The sequence below is a fragment of the Vibrio coralliilyticus ATCC BAA-450 genome (genome assembly GCF_000176135.1).
Classification (GTDB): Bacteria; Pseudomonadota; Gammaproteobacteria; order Enterobacterales; family Vibrionaceae; genus Vibrio; species Vibrio coralliilyticus.
In genome coordinates this window covers 339,742-358,360 of the sequence record NZ_ACZN01000015.1, presented here as the reverse complement: position 1 = coordinate 358,360, position 18,619 = coordinate 339,742, and the positions used below count along the sequence as shown (strand labels likewise).

At 46.1% G+C, this 18,619-nt stretch carries 18 protein-coding genes; 11 read left to right on the top strand and 7 right to left on the bottom strand.

The window, feature by feature from the left end; translation table 11 throughout:
* Positions 1-77 precede the first annotated feature (77 nt).
* Both yfbR and VIC_RS08980 read right to left on the bottom strand, forming a co-directional pair.
* A complete protein-coding gene (gene yfbR / locus VIC_RS08985) occupies positions 78-677 on the bottom strand; it encodes a 5'-deoxynucleotidase (RefSeq protein WP_006959241.1) in 600 nt (199 codons plus the stop codon).
* Positions 678-748: 71 nt separating this feature from the next.
* On the bottom strand, positions 749-1,963 hold the full coding sequence (locus tag VIC_RS08980; protein ID WP_006959240.1) for a pyridoxal phosphate-dependent aminotransferase: 1,215 nt from the start codon (positions 1,961-1,963) through the stop codon (positions 749-751).
* Positions 1,964-2,182: 219 nt separating this feature from the next.
* On the opposite strand from VIC_RS08980, the gene VIC_RS08975 reads away from it, so the two are divergent.
* From VIC_RS08975 to VIC_RS26855, 7 genes are all read left to right on the top strand, one after another.
* Positions 2,183-3,490 (top strand): isochorismate synthase, encoded by a 1,308-nt coding sequence (locus VIC_RS08975; protein ID WP_006959239.1) that lies wholly within the window; start codon positions 2,183-2,185, stop codon positions 3,488-3,490.
* Entirely contained in the window at positions 3,491-5,209 is a 1,719-nt protein-coding gene (menD, locus tag VIC_RS08970) for a 2-succinyl-5-enolpyruvyl-6-hydroxy-3-cyclohexene-1-carboxylic-acid synthase (protein ID WP_006959238.1), read from the top strand.
* Positions 5,199-5,984, top strand: a complete 786-nt coding sequence (gene menH / locus VIC_RS08965; RefSeq protein WP_006959237.1) for a 2-succinyl-6-hydroxy-2,4-cyclohexadiene-1-carboxylate synthase — start codon at positions 5,199-5,201, stop codon at positions 5,982-5,984. Before menD ends, menH begins: the two co-directional genes overlap by 11 nt.
* Before the next feature lie 29 nt (positions 5,985-6,013).
* Positions 6,014-6,880 (top strand): 1,4-dihydroxy-2-naphthoyl-CoA synthase, encoded by an 867-nt coding sequence (menB, locus tag VIC_RS08960; protein WP_006959236.1) that lies wholly within the window; start codon positions 6,014-6,016, stop codon positions 6,878-6,880.
* A gap of 132 nt (positions 6,881-7,012) precedes the next feature.
* A complete protein-coding gene (gene menC / locus VIC_RS08955) occupies positions 7,013-7,999 on the top strand; it encodes an o-succinylbenzoate synthase (RefSeq protein WP_006959235.1) in 987 nt (328 codons plus the stop codon).
* The gene (gene menE / locus VIC_RS08950; RefSeq protein ID WP_006959234.1) at positions 7,999-9,372 is read left to right on the top strand and encodes an o-succinylbenzoate--CoA ligase; all 1,374 of its coding nucleotides are present in this window, start codon (positions 7,999-8,001) and stop codon (positions 9,370-9,372) included. The genes menC and menE overlap by 1 nt, the downstream gene beginning before the upstream one ends.
* 280 nt (positions 9,373-9,652) lie before the next feature.
* Positions 9,653-9,826, top strand: a complete 174-nt coding sequence (locus VIC_RS26855) for a hypothetical protein (RefSeq protein WP_006959233.1) — start codon at positions 9,653-9,655, stop codon at positions 9,824-9,826.
* Here VIC_RS26855 and VIC_RS08945 read toward each other — a convergent pair.
* The 3 genes from VIC_RS08945 to VIC_RS08935 form a co-directional block, all read right to left on the bottom strand.
* Positions 9,823-10,746, bottom strand: coding sequence for a YeiH family protein (locus tag VIC_RS08945; protein ID WP_006959232.1), 924 nt, complete (start codon positions 10,744-10,746; stop codon positions 9,823-9,825). The two genes, VIC_RS26855 and VIC_RS08945, sit on opposite strands and share 4 nt — an antisense overlap.
* A 110-nt stretch (positions 10,747-10,856) precedes the next feature.
* On the bottom strand, positions 10,857-12,728 hold the full coding sequence (locus tag VIC_RS08940) for an MFS transporter (protein WP_006959231.1): 1,872 nt from the start codon (positions 12,726-12,728) through the stop codon (positions 10,857-10,859).
* A 27-nt stretch (positions 12,729-12,755) separates the two neighbouring features.
* A complete protein-coding gene (locus VIC_RS08935) occupies positions 12,756-13,346 on the bottom strand; it encodes a TetR/AcrR family transcriptional regulator (RefSeq protein ID WP_006959230.1) in 591 nt (196 codons plus the stop codon).
* A 192-nt stretch (positions 13,347-13,538) separates the two neighbouring features.
* On the opposite strand from VIC_RS08935, the gene VIC_RS08930 reads away from it, so the two are divergent.
* Complete coding sequence (locus VIC_RS08930; RefSeq protein ID WP_006959229.1) at positions 13,539-14,417, top strand: Tim44 domain-containing protein; 879 nt, start codon at positions 13,539-13,541, stop codon at positions 14,415-14,417.
* Between the two features lie 103 nt (positions 14,418-14,520).
* The gene (locus tag VIC_RS08925; RefSeq protein ID WP_006959228.1) at positions 14,521-14,841 is read left to right on the top strand and encodes a DUF1244 domain-containing protein; all 321 of its coding nucleotides are present in this window, start codon (positions 14,521-14,523) and stop codon (positions 14,839-14,841) included.
* 85 nt (positions 14,842-14,926) lie between these two features.
* Here VIC_RS08925 and VIC_RS08920 read toward each other — a convergent pair whose 3' ends face one another.
* Positions 14,927-15,991, bottom strand: coding sequence for a PLP-dependent cysteine synthase family protein (locus tag VIC_RS08920; protein ID WP_006959227.1), 1,065 nt, complete (start codon positions 15,989-15,991; stop codon positions 14,927-14,929).
* 119 nt (positions 15,992-16,110) lie between these two features.
* On the opposite strand from VIC_RS08920, the gene VIC_RS08915 reads away from it, so the two are divergent.
* Positions 16,111-16,578: an Lrp/AsnC family transcriptional regulator gene (locus tag VIC_RS08915; RefSeq protein WP_006959226.1), complete on the top strand. Its 468-nt coding sequence runs from the start codon at positions 16,111-16,113 to the stop codon at positions 16,576-16,578.
* A gap of 96 nt (positions 16,579-16,674) precedes the next feature.
* Positions 16,675-17,694 carry a YHYH protein gene (locus VIC_RS08910; RefSeq protein ID WP_172974056.1) on the top strand — a complete coding sequence of 340 codons (1,020 nt, stop codon included), beginning with the start codon at positions 16,675-16,677 and terminating at the stop codon, positions 17,692-17,694.
* A gap of 56 nt (positions 17,695-17,750) precedes the next feature.
* On the opposite strand, the gene bla is transcribed toward VIC_RS08910, so the two are convergent.
* On the bottom strand, positions 17,751-18,602 hold the full coding sequence (bla, locus tag VIC_RS08905; protein ID WP_039951664.1) for a class A beta-lactamase: 852 nt from the start codon (positions 18,600-18,602) through the stop codon (positions 17,751-17,753).
* Between the last annotated feature and the right edge of the window lie 17 nt (positions 18,603-18,619).

Here is an 18,619-nt window from a genome sequence, read left to right as displayed (position 1 = left end):
ACGGCTCCTTTAATAGGAGCCGTTTTAAGTTTACGTTATGTCATCCGAGATTGTGGCTTGAAAAGAGCCGCTTAACTTTAACTGATCTCGTCCAGAGATAACTCAAAGCTTGGGGCAAACGTGGTGAGAAAGTAGTCCATTTCAGGGGTTCGTCTTTCTTGCAAAGTGACATCAAGGCGTTTTTTGGCCAGCGCATATTCATGGTTACCTGCACTGAGCTCTTCTAAACATTTGAGGTAGGCGCAGATGGTATCGGCTTGCTTGACGATCGCTTCGTCCTCCGGATACGCAGCTTGAGAGACCAGATAAGGCGCAAAATCTTCCTGAAATTCTTCAGGCAGCATTGATAGTAGTTTTTTTTCCGCTGCGGCTTCTATCTTCTTATATTCCTTTGCGATTTCTGGGTTGTAATACTTGACGGGAGTGGGGAGATCACCAGTCAACACTTCACTGGTATCGTGGTACATTCCCAGCAAGGCGATGCGTTCAGGATTGAGATTACCGCCATACTTTTTGTTTTTGATTAATGCCAGAGCGTGGGCGACAAAGGCAACTTGAAGACTGTGCTCTGAGATATTTTCTGTCGACACGGAGCGCATTAATGGCCAGCGCTGAATCAGCTTCATACGAGCGAGGTGAGCGAAGAAATGACTTTCTTTAGACTTACTCTCTGTCATGGATCTTCCTCCTAATAAAAAAGAGCACTCACTGAGTGCTCTTTAAGCATATGAAAGATCGAATCTAATTACTACTGGCTATAGGTCGACAGGAAGCGTTCAAAGCGTCCAATCGCCATTTCGAGATCTTCAACATGTGGCAGGGTCACAATGCGGAAGTGATCGGGTTTTGGCCAGTTGAAGCCTGAGCCTTGAACCAACAGAACTTTCTCCTGAATCAGGAAGTCGAGAACCATCTTTTGATCATCTTTGATGTTGTACATCTTAGTGTCGATTTTCGGGAACAGATACATTGCGCCTTTAGGCTTCACGCAGGAAACCCCTGGAATCTGGTTGATCAGTTCAAAAGCGCGGTCACGCTGTTCCAATAAGCGGCCGCCGGGCAGGATCAGTTCATTAATACTTTGATAACCACCCAGTGCGGTCTGAATTGCATGTTGCATCGGTACATTGGCACACAAACGCATTGAAGCCAGCATATCTAAGCCATTAACGTACCCTTGCGCGAGATGTTTCGGGCCGGTGAGGAACATCCAGCCACCACGGAAACCACAAACGCGATAAGCTTTAGATAAGCCGTTAAAGGTAACAGTCAGTACATCATCTGAGAGTGTCGCAACAGAGGTGTGTGTGGCGCCGTCATAGAGTACTTTATCGTAGATTTCGTCAGCGAAGATAATCAGCTTGTGTTGACGGGCAATCTCAATCACTTCTAATAGAAAGTCGCGGCTATAGACTGCACCTGTTGGGTTATTAGGGTTAATTAAGACGATACCACGGGTCTTTGGTGTGATTTTCTTGCGAATATCATCCAGATCTGGATACCAGTCAGCTTGCTCATCACAAAGGTAATGCACGGCTTTTCCGCCAGACAGGGCAACAGAGGCTGTCCAAAGTGGGTAATCCGGAGCCGGGACCAGCATCTCATCGCCATTGTTGAGCAAAGCCTGCATCGCCATAACGATCAGTTCTGATGCGCCATTACCGATATACACGTCTTCGACATCTAAAGAACGGATGCCTTTACGTTGATAGTGCTGAACGACGGCTTTACGAGCAGAGTAGATGCCTTTCGAGTCACAGTAACCTTGTGAAGTCGGTAGGTTGCGAATGACATCAACCAAGATTTCATCTGGGGCGTCAAATCCAAATGGGGCGGGATTACCGATATTCAACTTCAGTATTTTATGCCCCTCTTCCTCCATGCGCTTAGCATGTTTGAGTACAGGCCCCCTAATGTCATAGCAGACATTATCGAGTTTTGACGACATCCCGATATTTTGCATTGTGTAAAACCTAAAAATGAATGTATTTCTTTATTAAAGTACATCAAAAAGGCCTTTGTTAGAATAAAAAACTGAATTAATACGCTTTTTTGTATGCGCTTTGTTCGTTTGCAATCACAGGATTATGCAAAAGATGGGCTACAACCTTGATCTGGGTAAGGTCTATTAATAGAGTAGCGATCTAAAATGAATAAAAATCCCTAGGCATACGAGGCTGATTTGTCACATTTTCATCAAGCCGTTATTGAACTGATCGAACGCGTAAAGGATGCAGAAGACGGCGTAAACCGTCTGGTTCAAGTTCTTGAGGAAAAACCAGATTTTGCATTCATAGATTGGTTGGAAGCCCAGCCAATCTTTCCAAAGTTTTATTGGCAGTCTCGTGATACCCGTGAAGAAGTGGTGGCATTGGGGCGGTTACACACCTTTGTTGATCCTGCTCCGGCCTATACGATTCTGGCGGATGACCAACGCATCTGGGGTGGGCGTTCTTTTGACGGCCAGACAGAAAAGAATCGTCGCTGTATGTCTTCCTTTTTCTTCCTGCCGCAAATTGAGCTAATTCGTTTTGATAACCGCTGGTCATTAGCCGTCAACCTGACAGCCGACAAACATCGCACGCTGGCAGGGCTCGGTAAACTTAAAGTTGAAGCTGGCGCTCTACTGCCTGTTTCTGCGCAGATCAAAAGCATCAGCCACATACCGGAAAAGCCGCAATGGTCTGAACTTGTTGAGAAAGTTCTGACTGGTATAGAGAATGACGACTTTAAGAAAGTTGTGCTGGCCCGTAGAACTTCCGTACAGATGGACAGCACGGTAAGTGCTGCGCAGCTACTGAAATCAAGTTATCTGCAAAACCACCATAGCTTCCACTTTATGCTCTCTCTGGATAAAAAGCACAGCTTTATAGGCTCTACACCGGAACGTTTGTACGCCAGACAAGGTCAGGAGCTCTACACTGAAGCTTTGGCGGGCACGATAGGCCGAGGCGACAACGCCAGCCACGATATGGAATTGGCAAATTGGTTATCGCAAGACAGCAAGAATCTTAATGAGAACCAATATGTCGTCGATGACATTATCGATCGACTAACGCCTCACTCGGAGCATGTCGAGGTTGAGGAAGAAGCCCGTTTGGTTAGGCTGAGAAAAGTTCAGCATCTTAAACGCAGTATCCACGCACACCTTAAGCCAGGCATTAATGGTGTTCAACTGTTGGGAGCATTGCAGCCGACTGCAGCAGTTGCTGGATTACCACGTAAGGAGTCGATGGCCTTTATTCAAGACAACGAGCCCTTTGCACGTGGTTGGTATGCGGGCTCGATGGGTTTTATCAGTCATCAGCGTGCGGAGTTTTGTGTGGCGATACGCAGCGCTCTTATTCTCGGTGAAGAGGTTCAATTATTCGCAGGCGCGGGTATAGTTCCGGGCTCTGTCGCGGATAATGAATGGCAGGAGTTGGATAAGAAAATGTCGACCTTGCTATCGCTGATCACCGATATTCCTCCACTGGGAGTAGCGTCGTAAATGGGTAGTCAAAACCAAGCCGTCATCAATCGCATTTGGTGTCAGACTTTGCTTGAAGAGTTATCTCGTCTCGGGGTGACTGAAGTGTGTATTGCTCCTGGCTCACGCTCGACTCCATTAACGCTAGAAGCGCAAGAAAATACAAACCTGAATCTTCATACGCATTTTGATGAACGTGGTTTAGGTTTTCTCGCTCTCGGATTGGCAAAGGCGAGCAACAAGCCCGTCGCACTGATTGTGACATCGGGTACAGCGGTAGCAAATCTGTTGCCTGCAATTGCCGAAGCTAGACTGACGGGTGAAAAGCTGGTGGTGCTGACCGCAGACAGGCCCATAGAATTGATTGACTGTGGGGCCAATCAGGCGATCCATCAATCTGGAATTTTCTCAACTCATGTCACCTCTAGCCTTGAGTTACCAAGCCCTTCGAACTCCATATCGCTTAAGTGGCTGCTGACTTCCATTGACCAACACATGTTTGAACAAGCAGAGAAAGGCGGAGCTGTTCACATCAATTGCCCGTTTCCTGAGCCTTTGTATGGTTCTGAATCGAAAGGAATATTTCAGGCATATCTTGATGAAGTAAAATCTTGGTCTCACTCTGACAAGCCTTATAGTTGTAAGGCTCGAACTCAATCATTACCCGCTCTTCACTACGCCGACTTAGCAGATAAGCCAGGAGTTATTGTCGTTGGTAGTGTCACCCTAGAGGAGGCACAGCAGGCGAAACAGCTGGCGGAAAAACTGGGCTGGCCATGCTTGTGCGATCCGCAATCGGGAGTTTCGTCTCCTTTCGCACATTATGATCTTTGGTTGCAGAACCCTTCTGCGAAAGAAGTGTTGAATCAGGCTCACGTTATTGTGCAGTTTGGCTCGCGGATTGTATCAAAACGGCTCAATCAGTGGATATCTCAGCAAGTTGAATCCAGGCAAGCGGATTATCATTTTGTTTCTCCCCGCATAGAGCGCAACAACCAAAGTCACTTACCACAAACTCACCACGTAGTGGGCATCGGGGGTTGGATTGAGAGTTGGATGAAAGAGCTTGCAGAAGATAAGAGCTCTCATTCTGGTTGGGCAGCGGAGTTAGAGCATTATTCTCAGCGCGTGGCAGCGATATCTTCTCAATATGAACAAAGTCAGCAGTCAGCCAATGAGATTGCGCTGGCTACATCTATCAAAGAGTTACCACAGCAAGCTCAGGTCTTTTTGGGAAACAGCCTGTTTGTTCGGCTGGTGGATATGTTTGGTTCGATGCCAAACCTTGAAACGTTTAGCAACCGAGGCGCATCGGGGATCGACGGTTTGATTGCGACTCTAACGGGTGTTGTGCGAGCTACTCGCAAGCCCAGCGTATTGTTCATTGGTGATACGTCGGCATTGTACGATCTGAACTCTTTGTCTCTGTTGACCCATGAAAAAACGCCGGTCGTTGTTGTGATCACCAATAATGACGGAGGGGCTATCTTTGATTTACTCCCTGTCCCTCAGGCGCAGAAACAATCTCTGTATCAGATGCCTCATGGTTATACCTTCGAGCATGCCGCGTTACAATTTGGCATTCGATACGAAAAGCCAACTACGCTTGCCGCATACACTGAGTTAGTTGGTCAGCATCTACAACAGGGTGAGGGAGCATTGCTTGTCGAAGTGCCGACACCTCCCGAGCAGGCCTCCTCACAACTGAAAGAAATCACTCAGCGCCTTCATGCTCTATAACCGCCTTTACAACAATGTGAGCAATGATAGCTCGCAGCCGTTGATTGTTTACCTGCATGGTCTACTTGGTAGCAGTGATGATTGGGACCGCTGTGCGCAATTACTTCCCGAATACCCTACTTTATGTATTGACCTTCCTGGTCATGGGATGAGCAAATTGATGCATTGTCGCGATTTTAAAACGTGCTGCGATCAAATATCTGACGTTCTACTTACTCAATTTCCTCACCGACCACCTATAGTGTTAGTGGGTTATTCAATGGGAGCTCGAATTGCGATGGTAGGGCTCACTCAACAGTATTTTTCTGCACACAATATCCAAATGCTTATTTCTGAAGGTGGTAATTTTGGATTGTGTAGTGGGGCAGAAAAAACAGCTCGCTTAAACAATGACTCTCGCTGGGCTGAGCGATTTCATCATGAGCCAATTGAACAAGTGTTAGGCGATTGGTATCAGCAGCCGGTATTTAGTTCACTAAACCATGAGCAAAGACAAACACTCATACACAAGCGCAGTGCTAACCTAGGCCCATCAATTGGCAGAATGTTGATGGCAACCTCATTAGCAAAACAAGATTATTTGCTTGAGTCACTAACAGACTTGAGCATTCCAGTACATTACATTTGTGGTGAAAAAGACAGTAAGTTCAGCCGCTTGGCCGAACAGAGCGGTTTGTCTTATAGCCAGGTAGAGCAAGCTGGGCATAATGTTCACATCGAACAGCCTGAAGCGTTTACCGCCATTGTTAAATCTCAAATTTGCGCATTTCTCTAACAGCGCAACGTCAACAAACAGGAATCACCATGGCAAAAACAGTCGGTATTTCAGAAGAAGAACTATACGCACCAGTACACTGGATCGATTGCACAGGTGAATATGAAGATATTCAGTACCACAAATCCGAAGATGGTATCGCAAAAATTACCATCGCCCGCCCTCAGGTACGCAATGCGTTCCGCCCTCAAACTGTAAAAGAAATGATCAATGCGCTAGCGGATGCTCGCTATGACGAAGGCGTTGGCGTGATCATTTTGACAGGACTTGGCGAAAAGGCTTTCTGTTCAGGCGGTGATCAAAAGATCCGTGGTGATTACGGCGGCTATCAAGACGATTCCGGTACACATCACCTGAACGTACTTGATTTCCAGCGCCAGATCCGTACTTGCCCTAAACCAGTTATTGCGGCTGTTGCGGGCTGGGCTGTGGGTGGTGGTCACGTACTGCATATGATGTGTGACTTGACCATTGCCGCAGAAAACGCTCAGTTTGGTCAGACGGGGCCAAAAGTTGGTTCGTTTGATGGCGGCTGGGGCGCCTCATACATGGCTCGAATTGTTGGCCAGAAGAAAGCGCGTGAGATTTGGTTTCTATGCCGTTTCTATGATGCTCAAGAAGCTCTGGATATGGGGCTGGTTAATACAGTTGTGCCACTTGAAGAATTGGAAAAGGAGACCGTTCGCTGGTGTCGTGAAACATTGCAACACAGCCCGATGGCACTGCGTTGCCTAAAAGCTGCATTGAATGCTGATTGTGATGGTCAGGCTGGTCTCCAAGAGTTGGCTGGTAACGCAACCATGATGTTTTACATGACTGAAGAAGGTCAGGAAGGTCGCAATGCGTTTAATGAAAAACGTCGACCAGACTTTAATAAATTCCCTCGTAATCCTTGATGCGCAGTTCGGTTTATAGCGTAAAAAGTAAAGGCGTTTAACTAAGCGCCTTTAGTTCTCGTTTAAATCGGAAAAATTAAATAGACAACAGCGTATATCAACGATTACAAAACGATTAGAAGGGATATTGGTATGAGAACAGCCAAACTGTATCGCTACGAGCTGCCTATGGATAGCGGAGTGATACTGAGAGAACAAAGGCTCACGGAACGAGAAGGCTTTGTGGTTGTACTAGAAAGTGACGGGGAAGTCGGTCGAGGTGAAATTGCGCCTTTGCCGGGATTTAGTATCGAGAGTATGGACGACGTATACTCTCAGCTCATCGAGCAACTGGCTCTTTGGCAAAACGGTCAAGTACTCGACTATGCAGATTTATACCCATCGGTGGCTTTTGGTTTATCCATGGCCCAACTGGAGTTGGTTAATGGCCTTCCTGATACAGGCTGTTACCAAGCTGCGCCACTGTGTTCTGGTGACCCAGATGAACTATTACCTAAGCTTGATAACATGCAAGGCCAAAAAGTGGCGAAAATCAAAGTGGGGCTGTATGAGCCTGTCCGCGATGGCTTGCTAGTCAGTCTGTTTTTGGAGTCTATTCCGGATCTGACACTAAGATTGGATGCAAATCGTGCTTGGACTGCAGAAAAAGCGCAGCAATTTGCCAAAAAAATAGCCCCTTCTTTGCGCCAACGAATCGCATTCGTCGAAGAGCCGTGTCAGGCTCCGGGTGACAGTTTTTCTTTTGCTATCGATACTGGGATAGCAATTGCATGGGATGAAACTCTTCAACACGCTATCCGTAAAGATGACTTTAAGCTAGAAGACTTCAACGGCGCCAAAGCCATTATTATCAAGCCAACATTAATTGGTTCTCTAGAGCGCTGCATCGAGCTTATCAATCGTGCTAAAGAGCTAGGTATTAAGCCAGTGATCAGTTCAAGTATTGAATCCAGTTTGGGTTTAACACAATTGGCTCGCTTCGCACAATGGCAGCTACCTGAAGAGATTCCGGGCCTTGATACCATAGGTTTGTTTGCCCAGCAGCTAGAAGTTACTTGGCCTGGCTGTGAGCTTCCGGTGACTTCTCTGTCAGACCAGTCACTAATCTGGCAATCTTAATGCACAACCAACTCTCTCCTTTGAAACAATGGGCTCAGTTGAGCCCATCTTTGTTAGCCCTGCACCATCAAGAGAGGCAATACAATTGGGCTGAGCTAGCGCAACTTGTGGATGAAGTTTCCGCAAGCCTATCTGCACAGGGGCTAGCGCGCGGCGAGGTGTTGACGTGTGTTGGTAAAAACAGCTTGGATCTATTGTTAGCCTATCTTGCGTGCATGGAGATTGGTGCTGTATGTGCCTTGACTATGCCACAGACCCAAGTGGAGCTAGAAACCAAGTTAACATCACTCTATATGACAGGATCTGAGCGGAAAGTCTGGGTGGCACCACCTAATTTGATGCTTTCTTCCTTGTCGACGATGACGATAGAGCGTGCAGATTTGGCGGACTATCCCGCGTGTTATCAAGAAGACAATTTAGCTTCGATTGTATTTACGTCAGGTTCTACAGGAACACCGAAAGCGGTCGCGCACACCTCTGCCCAACACCTTGCTTCTGCATCAGGATTACTGGAAAAATTCACCTTCAAGCAGAGCGATAGCTGGTTGTTAAGTTTGCCTATGTATCACGTCTCTGGGCTGGCGATTATCTATCGCTGGTTGCATGTTGGCGCGACGTTAAAAGTGGGAAGCGGGCTACTTCAAGAAGATATTCGTCACGTGACTCATGCGTCGTTGGTTGCAACACAACTTCAGCGGTTATTGGACAATAATACGCCACTGGAACTGACTCATGTCTTACTCGGGGGCAGTCACATCCCCGTTTCTCTTAGCCACAAAGCTGAGCAACAGGGGATTGAAACTTGGCTAGGTTATGGGATGACGGAAGCCGCTTCTACTGTGACGGCTAAGCGGGTGGATAGCGACTATACGGCAGGGAAGGTATTGCCCAAGCGCAGAGTCAAACTTGAGGGGCAGAGGATTTATATTGGCGGTGAAACGCTAGCATCTGGTTATTATCAGCAGGGTTCTCTTGAGCCTATCGTCCAAGACGCGTGGTTTGATAGTAAAGATCTCGGTGAATGGAAAAACGGTGAACTGAAAATTATCGGTAGAGCAGACAACCTGTTCATCTCAGGCGGCGAAAACATCCATTGTGAAGAGATAGAAGCCGTACTCAACCAGCTCCCAGAAGTCATTCAATCCATCATAGTACCGATTGAAGACATAGAATTTGGGCATCGACCTGTCGCAGTTATTCAAAGTCAACAGCGTTTAAATGTAGAGCGTATCGAACAGCGTATCGGCAAGTCTTTAACTCGATTTAAATGGCCGATAGCCTACTATGAGTTGCCAGAATTTCTTTGCCAGTCGGGGATCAAAGTGTCGCGAAAAGCAGTCAAAGATTGGCTTTTGACTCAATTCGATAAGTAATGTGAAGTGCAGAATCGGTGACTAGTCGATCCTGCACTTCAGGGGGATGATGAAATCACCACATTCTTCTCTGTTAACTGACGAGTGTTTTTTCTTTGGCTGAGCACTAGTGCTCAAATTACTGAATTAAGCAATGGCTCGTATGTTAACTCAATCTGCAAATGCGAAAGTCAACTTAGTTGAAATTGATCTTTCATAGTCCAAATCTGAATTTATCAAACTTATAACTCTATCTCATAATGCTTTCGGGAATATGAGTATATGGATATAAGAGGCGTTCATGAAAGCCGTCATTGTGTTGGCAATATTGATTCAGATTTTGGTCGCAGTCCAAAGTGAAGGCTTAGTGCGATCACTGGCTGAGTTATCTGCGTTTCTATTTATCGCTGCTTTGGTCTTAATATACCAACGACAAAAGCGCAGAAAGCTCAAAATCGAGCCTGAAGAGCTTTAGCTAAGCGTTAACCATGCCAATGAGCTGGTCGATATGGCAATCCACAGCGTGACACCAAACAGCAATGGCTTAGGCCCAGCAGACTTGAGCTTTTCCACCGAAATTCCGCAGCCAATCAAAAACAGACACACCACTAAAGCCCGCTTAGCAACATCAAAGATTCCCTGATAGATCACCTCAAACTGTGGCAACAGATCGCTGACTGCAATGGCGACGCAATAAAACAAGATGAAGTAGGGGATAGTGATTTTCTTCGAATCACTGTGGAATAAAAAGGCACTGAATAACGCAACCGGAATAATCCAAAGAGCTCGTGCTAGTTTTAAGGTTGTCGCGGTGGTGAGTGCTTCCTCACCGTAGGCGGATGCCGCACCAACGACGGATGAAGTGTCATGAATGGCAATCGCAGCCCACGTACCGAAAGTATGTTGATCGAGATTCAGCGCATGGCCAATCACAGGGAAGATAAATAGAGCTACAGAATTGAGGACAAATACGGTGGCTAAAGAAAGGCCGATTTGCTCATCGTTTGCTTTGATAGCAGGGGAAACCGCGGCGATAGCACTGCCACCACAGATGGCTGTTCCGGAAGAAATCAGGTACCCCGTCTCTTTATTTAGGCCAATGGCTTTTGCTACCCACCAGCCTATGAATAAGGTGCCGATAATGGTGGTAACGATAAGGCCTATGCCATCGGAGGTAACCGCAAGGGCATTTTTGAATTGAATGCCAAAGCCCAAGCCGACAATTGAATAAGCCAATAGCTTTTTGGTCACTTTTGCCAGATTAAAGTCTTGTGGCACCATGCCCAATGAAGCCAGCAAGAAACCAATCACTAATGCGGTTGGTGAAGTAATCCATGGTGTCAGGCAGATGATCATTGCCAACCAAAATGGCAGTTGCTTTTTAATCGTCGTCATTACACAAAATAGCAATCAAAACAGCTGGTGAGTGTAACTAAAACCAGCCGATAAGTAGATTTGAATGAATTGAACATACGTTCATATTTAGTGAACGTATGTTCGCAAAGTTATTTCCAATCACCTCTGAGCTGAGAGACCTGATGCTGCATTAACTCAGTGGTTGCCGCCGCGGAATCAACAGGTTGACCTGCTTCTATCTCTAACTTGGACCAGAATCTAGTAGGTAGGCCGCTACAAGCCTTTCCTTTATAGCGACTGAAGAAGCTACCCCACAAACCTTTAATCGCAATCGGGATCACTGGGACAGGACTCCGTTTTAGAATGATGTCCATGCCACGCATAAAGTCATTCATTTCACCATCGCTAGTGAGGCGCCCTTCAGGAAAAATACATACCAAATGGCCTTCTTCTAACGCTTGTTCTATCTCACCAAACGCATTGCGAATGGAGCGTCGGTTGGAAGCGGAGATAGGGATTACTCCCGCGCGCTTAAGAAAACGACGCAAAGGTGGAAGGTTGGCGTAATCTTCTTCCATTACAAAACGAATCAGCCTTGGGCAAACCGCGCTTAGCAGCAAAGCATCCATATAGCTAACGTGATTGCAGACGAGCAACGCTCCGCCTTTTTCAGGTAGGTGGTGTAAGTTTTTGTGTTTAACGCGATACATAGTATGGGTGAGAACCCAAACGATAAAACGCACGGCGAAAATGGGAACTCGTAAGAACAAGGTAATAGCAACCACTAGGTTCATGAGCGCGAGTAATAGGAATAGCTGTGGAATACTCATTTCTATAATCGCTAGACAGATGATACCGAGTACGGCACTGCCCACCATAAACAGTGAGTTATAGATGTTAAGTGCTGCAATCACCTGAGCGCGCTCTGTGACTTTGGCACGCTGCTGCATCAATGCATAGAGCGGAACAATAAACACGCCACCGGATGCTCCCAGCATCAGCAGCGAGATAAATACAGGCCACAGTGGCTGATAAGAGACAAAGTCTGTAAAGGTTTCAAATTCTGGCAGGCTGGTTGGTACAGACGTTGCCATTAAGAACCCAAAGATGGTGATACCTAAGCTGCCCAGCGGGACGATACCGATTTCAATGCGATGGTTGGATAGTTTGTCACAGGCCAAAGAGCCGAAGGCGATGCCGACAGAAAAAAGTGCCAATAGAAACGAGACTGCACTTTCACTGCCATTAAGGTAGATTTTTGTGAAATTGGGGAACTGGGTCAGGTAAGCTGCACCTAAGAACCAGAACCAGCTAATTGCCATCAAGGCTTGGAAGATCGTTTTGTCTGATTTAGCGATGGCGATGGTATTGCGGGTTTGTTTGATCGGCTGCCAGCGGAACTTTAAGTCTGGCGCGCTGGCGGGTGCTTCAGGAATTGAACGACTGGCGAGATAACCAAACACTGCAAACAATACGACGCATCCGGCTGCTACGTATTTGGCGCTTTCGGCTGAAGCAATAATTCCAGCACCGAGTGTACCAAGAAGAATTGCGAGAAACGTACCCGTTTCAACCAGAGCGTTGCCAGGCACCAGCTCTTGAGGTTTTAATTGTTGTGGAAGCAATGCGTATTTGACCGGGCCAAAAAACGCCGATTGTGTCCCCATCAAAAACAGTAGAATGAGAAGAATGATGTAGCTCTCAGTAATAAAGCCGATAGCTCCAAGGCACATGATGCCGATTTCAGCCAGCTTTACTTTGCGAATGAACCAAGACTTTTCGTATTTATCGGCTAAAACACCAGCGGACGCGGAAAAAAGGAAGAAGGGAAGAATGAATAGTCCCGCCGCTAGGTTAATAAACAAGTCGCTAGAAATAGGTAGCGCTCCAACTCCAGCAAAAGCAACAAACAACAGTAAAACGTTTTTGAAGATGTTGTCGTTGAAAGCACCAAAAAATTGAGTCACGAAATAGGGCAGAAAGCGTCTCTGCCCTAAAAGAGAGGTTTGGCTGTTTGGCATGATTATCCCTGTTCCTTTAGGATGCGATTACCAGTTCGCGATATAGTGAGAGAGCAAGTTGTTGATGAGCTCTTTGCCGTCAACTGGCTCAGCTGCGAAGAATTTATCATCGACACTAAGTAGTGTAATTCCATGCACACCTGACCACAGAACGCGGCTTGCTTGCAACACTTCTTTCGATGAGCGATGAGGTGCAAGAACCTGCAGCAGCTGTTCAAGCATGCCAGTCATGTTGTCAATGCGTTCAGCTTGCCACTCAGGGAGAGTTTCGCCGTTCATGTTGTGCTCAAAAATCAGCTGCCAGCGATGTGGGTGGCGCTGAGCAAAATCATGATAGCAGTAGGCTAACTCGTAGAGCGCGGTTTTAGGATCTTGGCTCTGAGAGACGACGACCTTAGCTTCTTCAGCCAGTTCATCGAGAGTCTGGGCAACAGCATGGAGTAGCAGTAAGTTGTAATTGCCAAACACATTGACTAGGGTGCTCGGCACATAACCGATCATATTAGCGACTTTACGTAGGCTTAACTCGTGATAGGAGTTTTCGCTGAGGAAGTCTTTGACAGTGTCGAGAGTGAGAGCGATGAGCTCTTCACGCGTATGATCGTTTCTACGGGCCATGATAAATTTTCAAAAATGAACAACGTTCAATATTCTAATAAGGGTCTCGGCTAAGCGCAACTGGCGAAGCGCTAATTTGCAATACTTTGATACATGTATTCGACTTTGGCATATTTCATTCTCTAGATACAAAGGCTACTATTGCCCCATAAGTATAATTCTTACCTTATACAGGAAACCCTAAGGAAAAATATGAAACGACTTTTTTCCCTCGTTGCTTTGCTAATGGTATCTGTTGCTATTACTCCTATCGCAGAAGCGAAGAAGTTTGGTGGCGGTAAGTCATTTGGTAAGAGCTTTAAAACAGCTCCTGCACCAAAGCAGCAACAGCAAAACACAAACTCGATTGGTAAAGACCAAGGCGCAAAAACGCAAGGGTCTAGTAAAAAAGGCCTAATGGGCGGATTGCTTGGCGGTCTTTTAGCAGGCGGTCTTTTAGCAGCATTCTTCGGTGGCGCGTTTGAAGGAATCCAGTTCATGGATATCCTGATCATGGGCTTAGTGGCGTTTATCATCTTCAAATTGATGCGCGGTTTGCTTGGCTCGAAGCAGGGCAGTATGAATCAGCAAAGACAGCAGCCTGCGTTTGGTGGTTCTGCACCTAAGTTTGAGCAACCGAATGTTCATAACTTCGAGCAACAGCCTCAGTCTGGTAGCCAAGGTGGTTTTGGCTTTGGTGCGCAATCTGATATTCCACACAACTATCCACCGGGTTTTGATAAAGTGGCCTTTATTAATGGCTCTCGTGAGCATTACCGAACTCTTCAAGGCGCATGGAACCACAACCAGCTTGATACGATTGAAGAATATGTTTCTCCAAGTCTGTTTGAAGACCTGAAAGCTGAGCGTGCGAAACTGGAAGGTGAGCAACACACTGATGTTATGTACGTTGATGCAGAAATCGTTCGTGCAGACTATGACGCAAGTAAAGCTCAGCTTAGCTTACAGTTTAGCGGCCGCTACCGTGATGCTGTAGAGAATGTTGAAGAGAACATTGAAGACATCTGGCACCTTGAGCGTGACCTAACGGTACCTAACGCTCCATGGTTGATTGTTGGTATTCAAGGTTAAGCTCAATTTTGTAATAAACGCCCAAGCCAAGTGCTTGGGCGTTTTTGTATTGGGCCAAGACTTGATAAGATAATTCGATACAGAACAACAATAGGTAAGTAAAGTGGCTGAATTTAAATATAAAAACCTTTCTCAAGAAGAGCAGGACAAACTAGATGCTGCGGTATTTCGCCGTTTGCTCTCTCACCTTGATGAGAATAAAGACGTGCAGAACATTGATCTGATGATCCTTGCGGGGTTCTGTCGTAACTGTTTCAGTAAATGGTATAAAGCTGAAGCGGAAACTCAGGGCTTAGAGCTGGACATTGATGACGCTCGTGAGCGTGTTTATGGCATGACTTACGATGAGTGGAAGCAGAACCATCAGCCGAAAGCGACACCTGAGCAACTCGCGGCTTACGAAGCGCGCCAGAAAAAGAGCTAATCAGAGCCTGCGGCTTCTGGCTTAATATGAAAACGCCACTCAGATGAGTGGCGTTTGAGTTTCCAACTGACGTTGTTATTGTTATTTAGATTTGGCCAGTTGCTTCAAACGTCTCTAAATTCGTTAGGTAAGGTTGCAAATCGCCGATGTTTTGTTTTACCCAATCACTATTGTAGTAGGTGTCTAGGTAACGTTCACCACTATCACACAAAAGTGTCACGATAGAGCCTGTTTCACCACGTGCTTTCATTTCACTTGCTATCTGCAGTGCACCGTACAGGTTAGTCCCTGTTGATGCGCCTACTTTACGGCCAAGGATTTTTTCAAGCCAGTGCGCAGTGGCGACTGAAGCGGCATCTGGAATAGTGCGCATCTCGTCAATCACACCCGGAATGAAACTTGGCTCTACGCGAGGTCGACCAATACCTTCGATCTTACTTCCGCAGTTTCCTTTGAGTTCAGGGTTGCCTGTTTTGAAGAAATCATGGAAGACCGAGTTTTCTGGGTCAACGACGCAAAGTTTAGTCGAGTGTTGCTGATAGCGAATAAAACGGCCAATGGTCGCGGAAGTCCCCCCCGTGCCCGGGCTCATGACGACCCATTTAGGAATAGGGTTATCTTCAAGCTTCATCTGGCTGAAAATGGAATTGGCAATATTATTGTTTCCACGCCAGTCTGTCGCACGCTCGGCATAGGTGAACTGGTCCATATAATGGCCATTGAGCTCTTTCGCTAATCGATGTGATTCTGCGTAGATCTGATCTGAGCGATCAACCAAGTGTGCCTGACCACCATAAAACTCAATCTGCTCAATTTTCTTCTTCGCTGTGCACTTCGGCATGACAGCAATAAATGGTAATCCAAGTAGACGAGCAAAATACGCCTCAGAGACAGCGGTGCTACCCGATGACGACTCAATAATGGTGGTTTCAGGGCCAACCCAGCCATTACAAATCGCGTATAGGAAAAGTGAACGCGCTAGACGGTGCTTTAGAGAACCTGTTGGGTGTGTACTTTCATCTTTGAGGTAAATATCGATCCCTTCCACACTTGGTAAATCCAGTTTGATCAAGTGGGTGTCTGCGGAGCGTTGGAAATCAGCCTCAATTTTTCGAATCGCGTTATTAATCCAGTTGTGATCTGTACACATGGGTATCTCCTTAGCATCGTTATGCTAATAATCTATCTATATAATAGGAGAAATACTTTGCCTAATTGCCTTTAATTTGCTTTATTTGGAGAAAACTTTTCTATCATGAGACGGTGAGTATGGAACTGGATAAAGTGGACCGAAAAATCCTAGCGTTGTTACAACAAGATGGGACTTTGTCGCTCAATGATTTGGCAGAAGCGGTAAATCTGACGACAACACCATGCTGGAAGCGATTGAAAAAGCTGGAAGAATCAGGGGTGATTGAAAAACGCGTCGCTTTGCTCAACCCAGAAAAGCTCGACTTATCTTTTACTGCCTTTGTTTTGGTGAAAACCTGCGATCACTCCCATGAGTGGTATAGTCAGTTTGTATCTACAGCCTCGGATTTTCCTGAAGTAATGGAGTTCTATCGCATGGCCGGAGAATACGATTACATGATGAAAGTTCAGGTCAAAGATATGCAGTGCTTTGATAACTTTTATAAAAAGCTGGTTAATTCTGTCGTAGGGATATCCAATGTTACCTCAACCTTTGCGATGGAACCGCTCAAATACACAACAGCGTTGCCGATTGAAGAAACGTAAAGAAGTGTATAGACACGTAAAGTCTGGTAAATCAGATTTATAAATTTGGAGGGCTGGCTAATCTCACTAAAAATAATCATAAATAGAGTGAATGAAATGCCAGTCTCAAATCTAGTCTCATATTCCTCGACGGCGGCAATAATGTTGTTGCTGTTTGGTTGTAATAGTGGCGAGGAGGAAAACTCTGCCACGGGTTCCAGCTCTGACATCACAAATACCTATTTCACTAACCTTTCCGGTGATTGTCAGCAGTATTTAGGGAATTTCTTTTCTTCAGTTAACGATATTCAGCGGTCGCTACTGTTTACAGGACAAGTGGATATCTCCTCCAGTGGCACGAAGTGTATCGTGCAGTCGAATGCAATTCCCAATCATGACTTTAACGATGCTACTGCGTCATTTGCAACAAATGTGTCGGAGCAGAGTATTGGTTATGAATTCACAGCTTCTCCGAGTGCCGCCTCCAGTGTAACCGAGCTGAGTCTTGGCACATCAGAAGCGATTTTACTCAATGGCGTAAAAGTGGATTTGCTTGCTGCTGCTTGTTATGGCGTCGGAGATGAAAGAACAGGGTGTGGTCAGGACCAGATTAACAACCCTTGGCGTTACGATCCTATGTCTTCCTTGAATGGCTTCGGTACTGATACCCACAATGCCCATGTACAACCAACAGGCGAGTATCACTATCATGGTAATCCGGTGGCAATGTTTATTCAGGATTGTGCTGGTGGTGAAGCGTCGCCTGTTATTGGCTTTGCTGCCGATGGTTTCCCAGTATACGGAAGTTGTTTTACTGACAGTTCAACAGGTCAAGTAAGAAAGGCGCTTTCAAGCTATCAACTTAAATCGGGAGCTCGTGTTGATGAAGGAAGCTATACCGCACCAGTTGTGGGAGGTAATGTAGCCAGTAGCAATTACGATGGACAGTTTCGCGGGGATTGGGAATATACTGTCGGGTTGGGAGACCTTGATGAATGTAATGGTATGACGGTAGATGGGCAGTATGGCTACTATGTTACGGACACTTTTCCTTGGGTACTTAACTGTTTTAAAGGCACAACCGATTCGAGCTTTCGTGGTTACAGCGCCGAGCGCTCACACGGGCATTTCCATTAATAATGACTAGCAACTTTAAGTTAAAAAAGAAGCCATTTACGGCTTCTTTTGTGTGTTTACTTCACAGAAAACTGTTCAAACACCAGATTAGCAACTCGATTGATTACGCGGTTACGCTGCGCCATATCAAGCTGAGTTTGCGTCAGGTAGATACTGAGGATGACAGGTTTGCGCTGTGAGTTCCACACTAGTGCAGTTATACCTCTTGATCCTTGATTACCCGCTCCGGAGCGGTCGGCGATAGACCAGCTTTGAGGTAAAACGGAACGAATCAGAGGATCCGAGACCTTATTGTTTTTCATCCACGTCAGTAGTTGTTGTTGAGATTCCTGATTCAACCCGTCTTGTAGTAAGAGGGTGTTGAGTAACTCAACCATAGCACTAGGTGACGTGGTATCTCGCTTATCTCCAGGTGTGGCCTGATTGAGCTCTGGTTCAAATCGATCCAGTCGAGTGACCTTGTCGTCGAGACTGCGGACAAACTGTGTAACCTGCTCTGGCCCGCCAATTTGATGCAACACGATATTAGCTGCAGTGTTGTCGCTCATCAGCATAGTCGCTTCACATGCCTTTTGAACAGTGATCTCTTGACCAATCAACTTCTCAGTAATCGGGGACCAAGTCACCAGAACGCTTTTTTTGACCTTGGTTGTGGCATTTAAGTTAAGCTTTTTTTGTTCAGCCAAGTAGAGTGCATTGGCACACATGAGTGTTTTAAATGTGCTCATCATTGGAAAACGATCATCGCCGTGATATTGCCATTGTTTGTGATTTTGTGTGTCGAGTACAGCAACGCCCAAACGACCGCCAGATTGCTGCTCAATCAGAGCTATCTGCTTTGTTAGTGAGTCAGCAAGCACTTGTGTAGAGAAAAGAAACAGAATGAGAGTGAGGAGATTTTTTTTCATCGCGATAAGCTAAACAT

Excerpts from the sequence above, each read along its gene's own strand:
- VIC_RS08930 (WP_006959229.1), top strand. The coding sequence starts at position 13,539 with ATGAAACGACTTTTTTCCCTCGTTGCTTTGCTAATGGTATCTGTTGCT.
- VIC_RS08915 (WP_006959226.1), top strand. The coding sequence starts at position 16,111 with ATGGAACTGGATAAAGTGGACCGAAAAATCCTAGCGTTGTTACAACAA.
- VIC_RS08910 (WP_172974056.1), top strand. The coding sequence starts at position 16,675 with ATGCCAGTCTCAAATCTAGTCTCATATTCCTCGACGGCGGCAATAATG.
- yfbR (WP_006959241.1), bottom strand. The coding sequence starts at position 677 with ATGACAGAGAGTAAGTCTAAAGAAAGTCATTTCTTCGCTCACCTCGCT.
- menD (WP_006959238.1), top strand. The coding sequence starts at position 3,491 with ATGGGTAGTCAAAACCAAGCCGTCATCAATCGCATTTGGTGTCAGACT.
- menH (WP_006959237.1), top strand. The coding sequence starts at position 5,199 with ATGCTCTATAACCGCCTTTACAACAATGTGAGCAATGATAGCTCGCAG.
- VIC_RS08940 (WP_006959231.1), bottom strand. The coding sequence starts at position 12,728 with ATGCCAAACAGCCAAACCTCTCTTTTAGGGCAGAGACGCTTTCTGCCC.
- VIC_RS08935 (WP_006959230.1), bottom strand. The coding sequence starts at position 13,346 with ATGGCCCGTAGAAACGATCATACGCGTGAAGAGCTCATCGCTCTCACT.
- menE (WP_006959234.1), top strand. The coding sequence starts at position 7,999 with ATGCACAACCAACTCTCTCCTTTGAAACAATGGGCTCAGTTGAGCCCA.
- VIC_RS08920 (WP_006959227.1), bottom strand. The coding sequence starts at position 15,991 with ATGTGTACAGATCACAACTGGATTAATAACGCGATTCGAAAAATTGAG.
- bla (WP_039951664.1), bottom strand. The coding sequence starts at position 18,602 with ATGAAAAAAAATCTCCTCACTCTCATTCTGTTTCTTTTCTCTACACAA.
- VIC_RS08945 (WP_006959232.1), bottom strand. The coding sequence starts at position 10,746 with ATGACGACGATTAAAAAGCAACTGCCATTTTGGTTGGCAATGATCATC.
- VIC_RS08980 (WP_006959240.1), bottom strand. The coding sequence starts at position 1,963 with ATGCAAAATATCGGGATGTCGTCAAAACTCGATAATGTCTGCTATGAC.
- menC (WP_006959235.1), top strand. The coding sequence starts at position 7,013 with ATGAGAACAGCCAAACTGTATCGCTACGAGCTGCCTATGGATAGCGGA.
- VIC_RS26855 (WP_006959233.1), top strand. The coding sequence starts at position 9,653 with ATGAAAGCCGTCATTGTGTTGGCAATATTGATTCAGATTTTGGTCGCA.
- menB (WP_006959236.1), top strand. The coding sequence starts at position 6,014 with ATGGCAAAAACAGTCGGTATTTCAGAAGAAGAACTATACGCACCAGTA.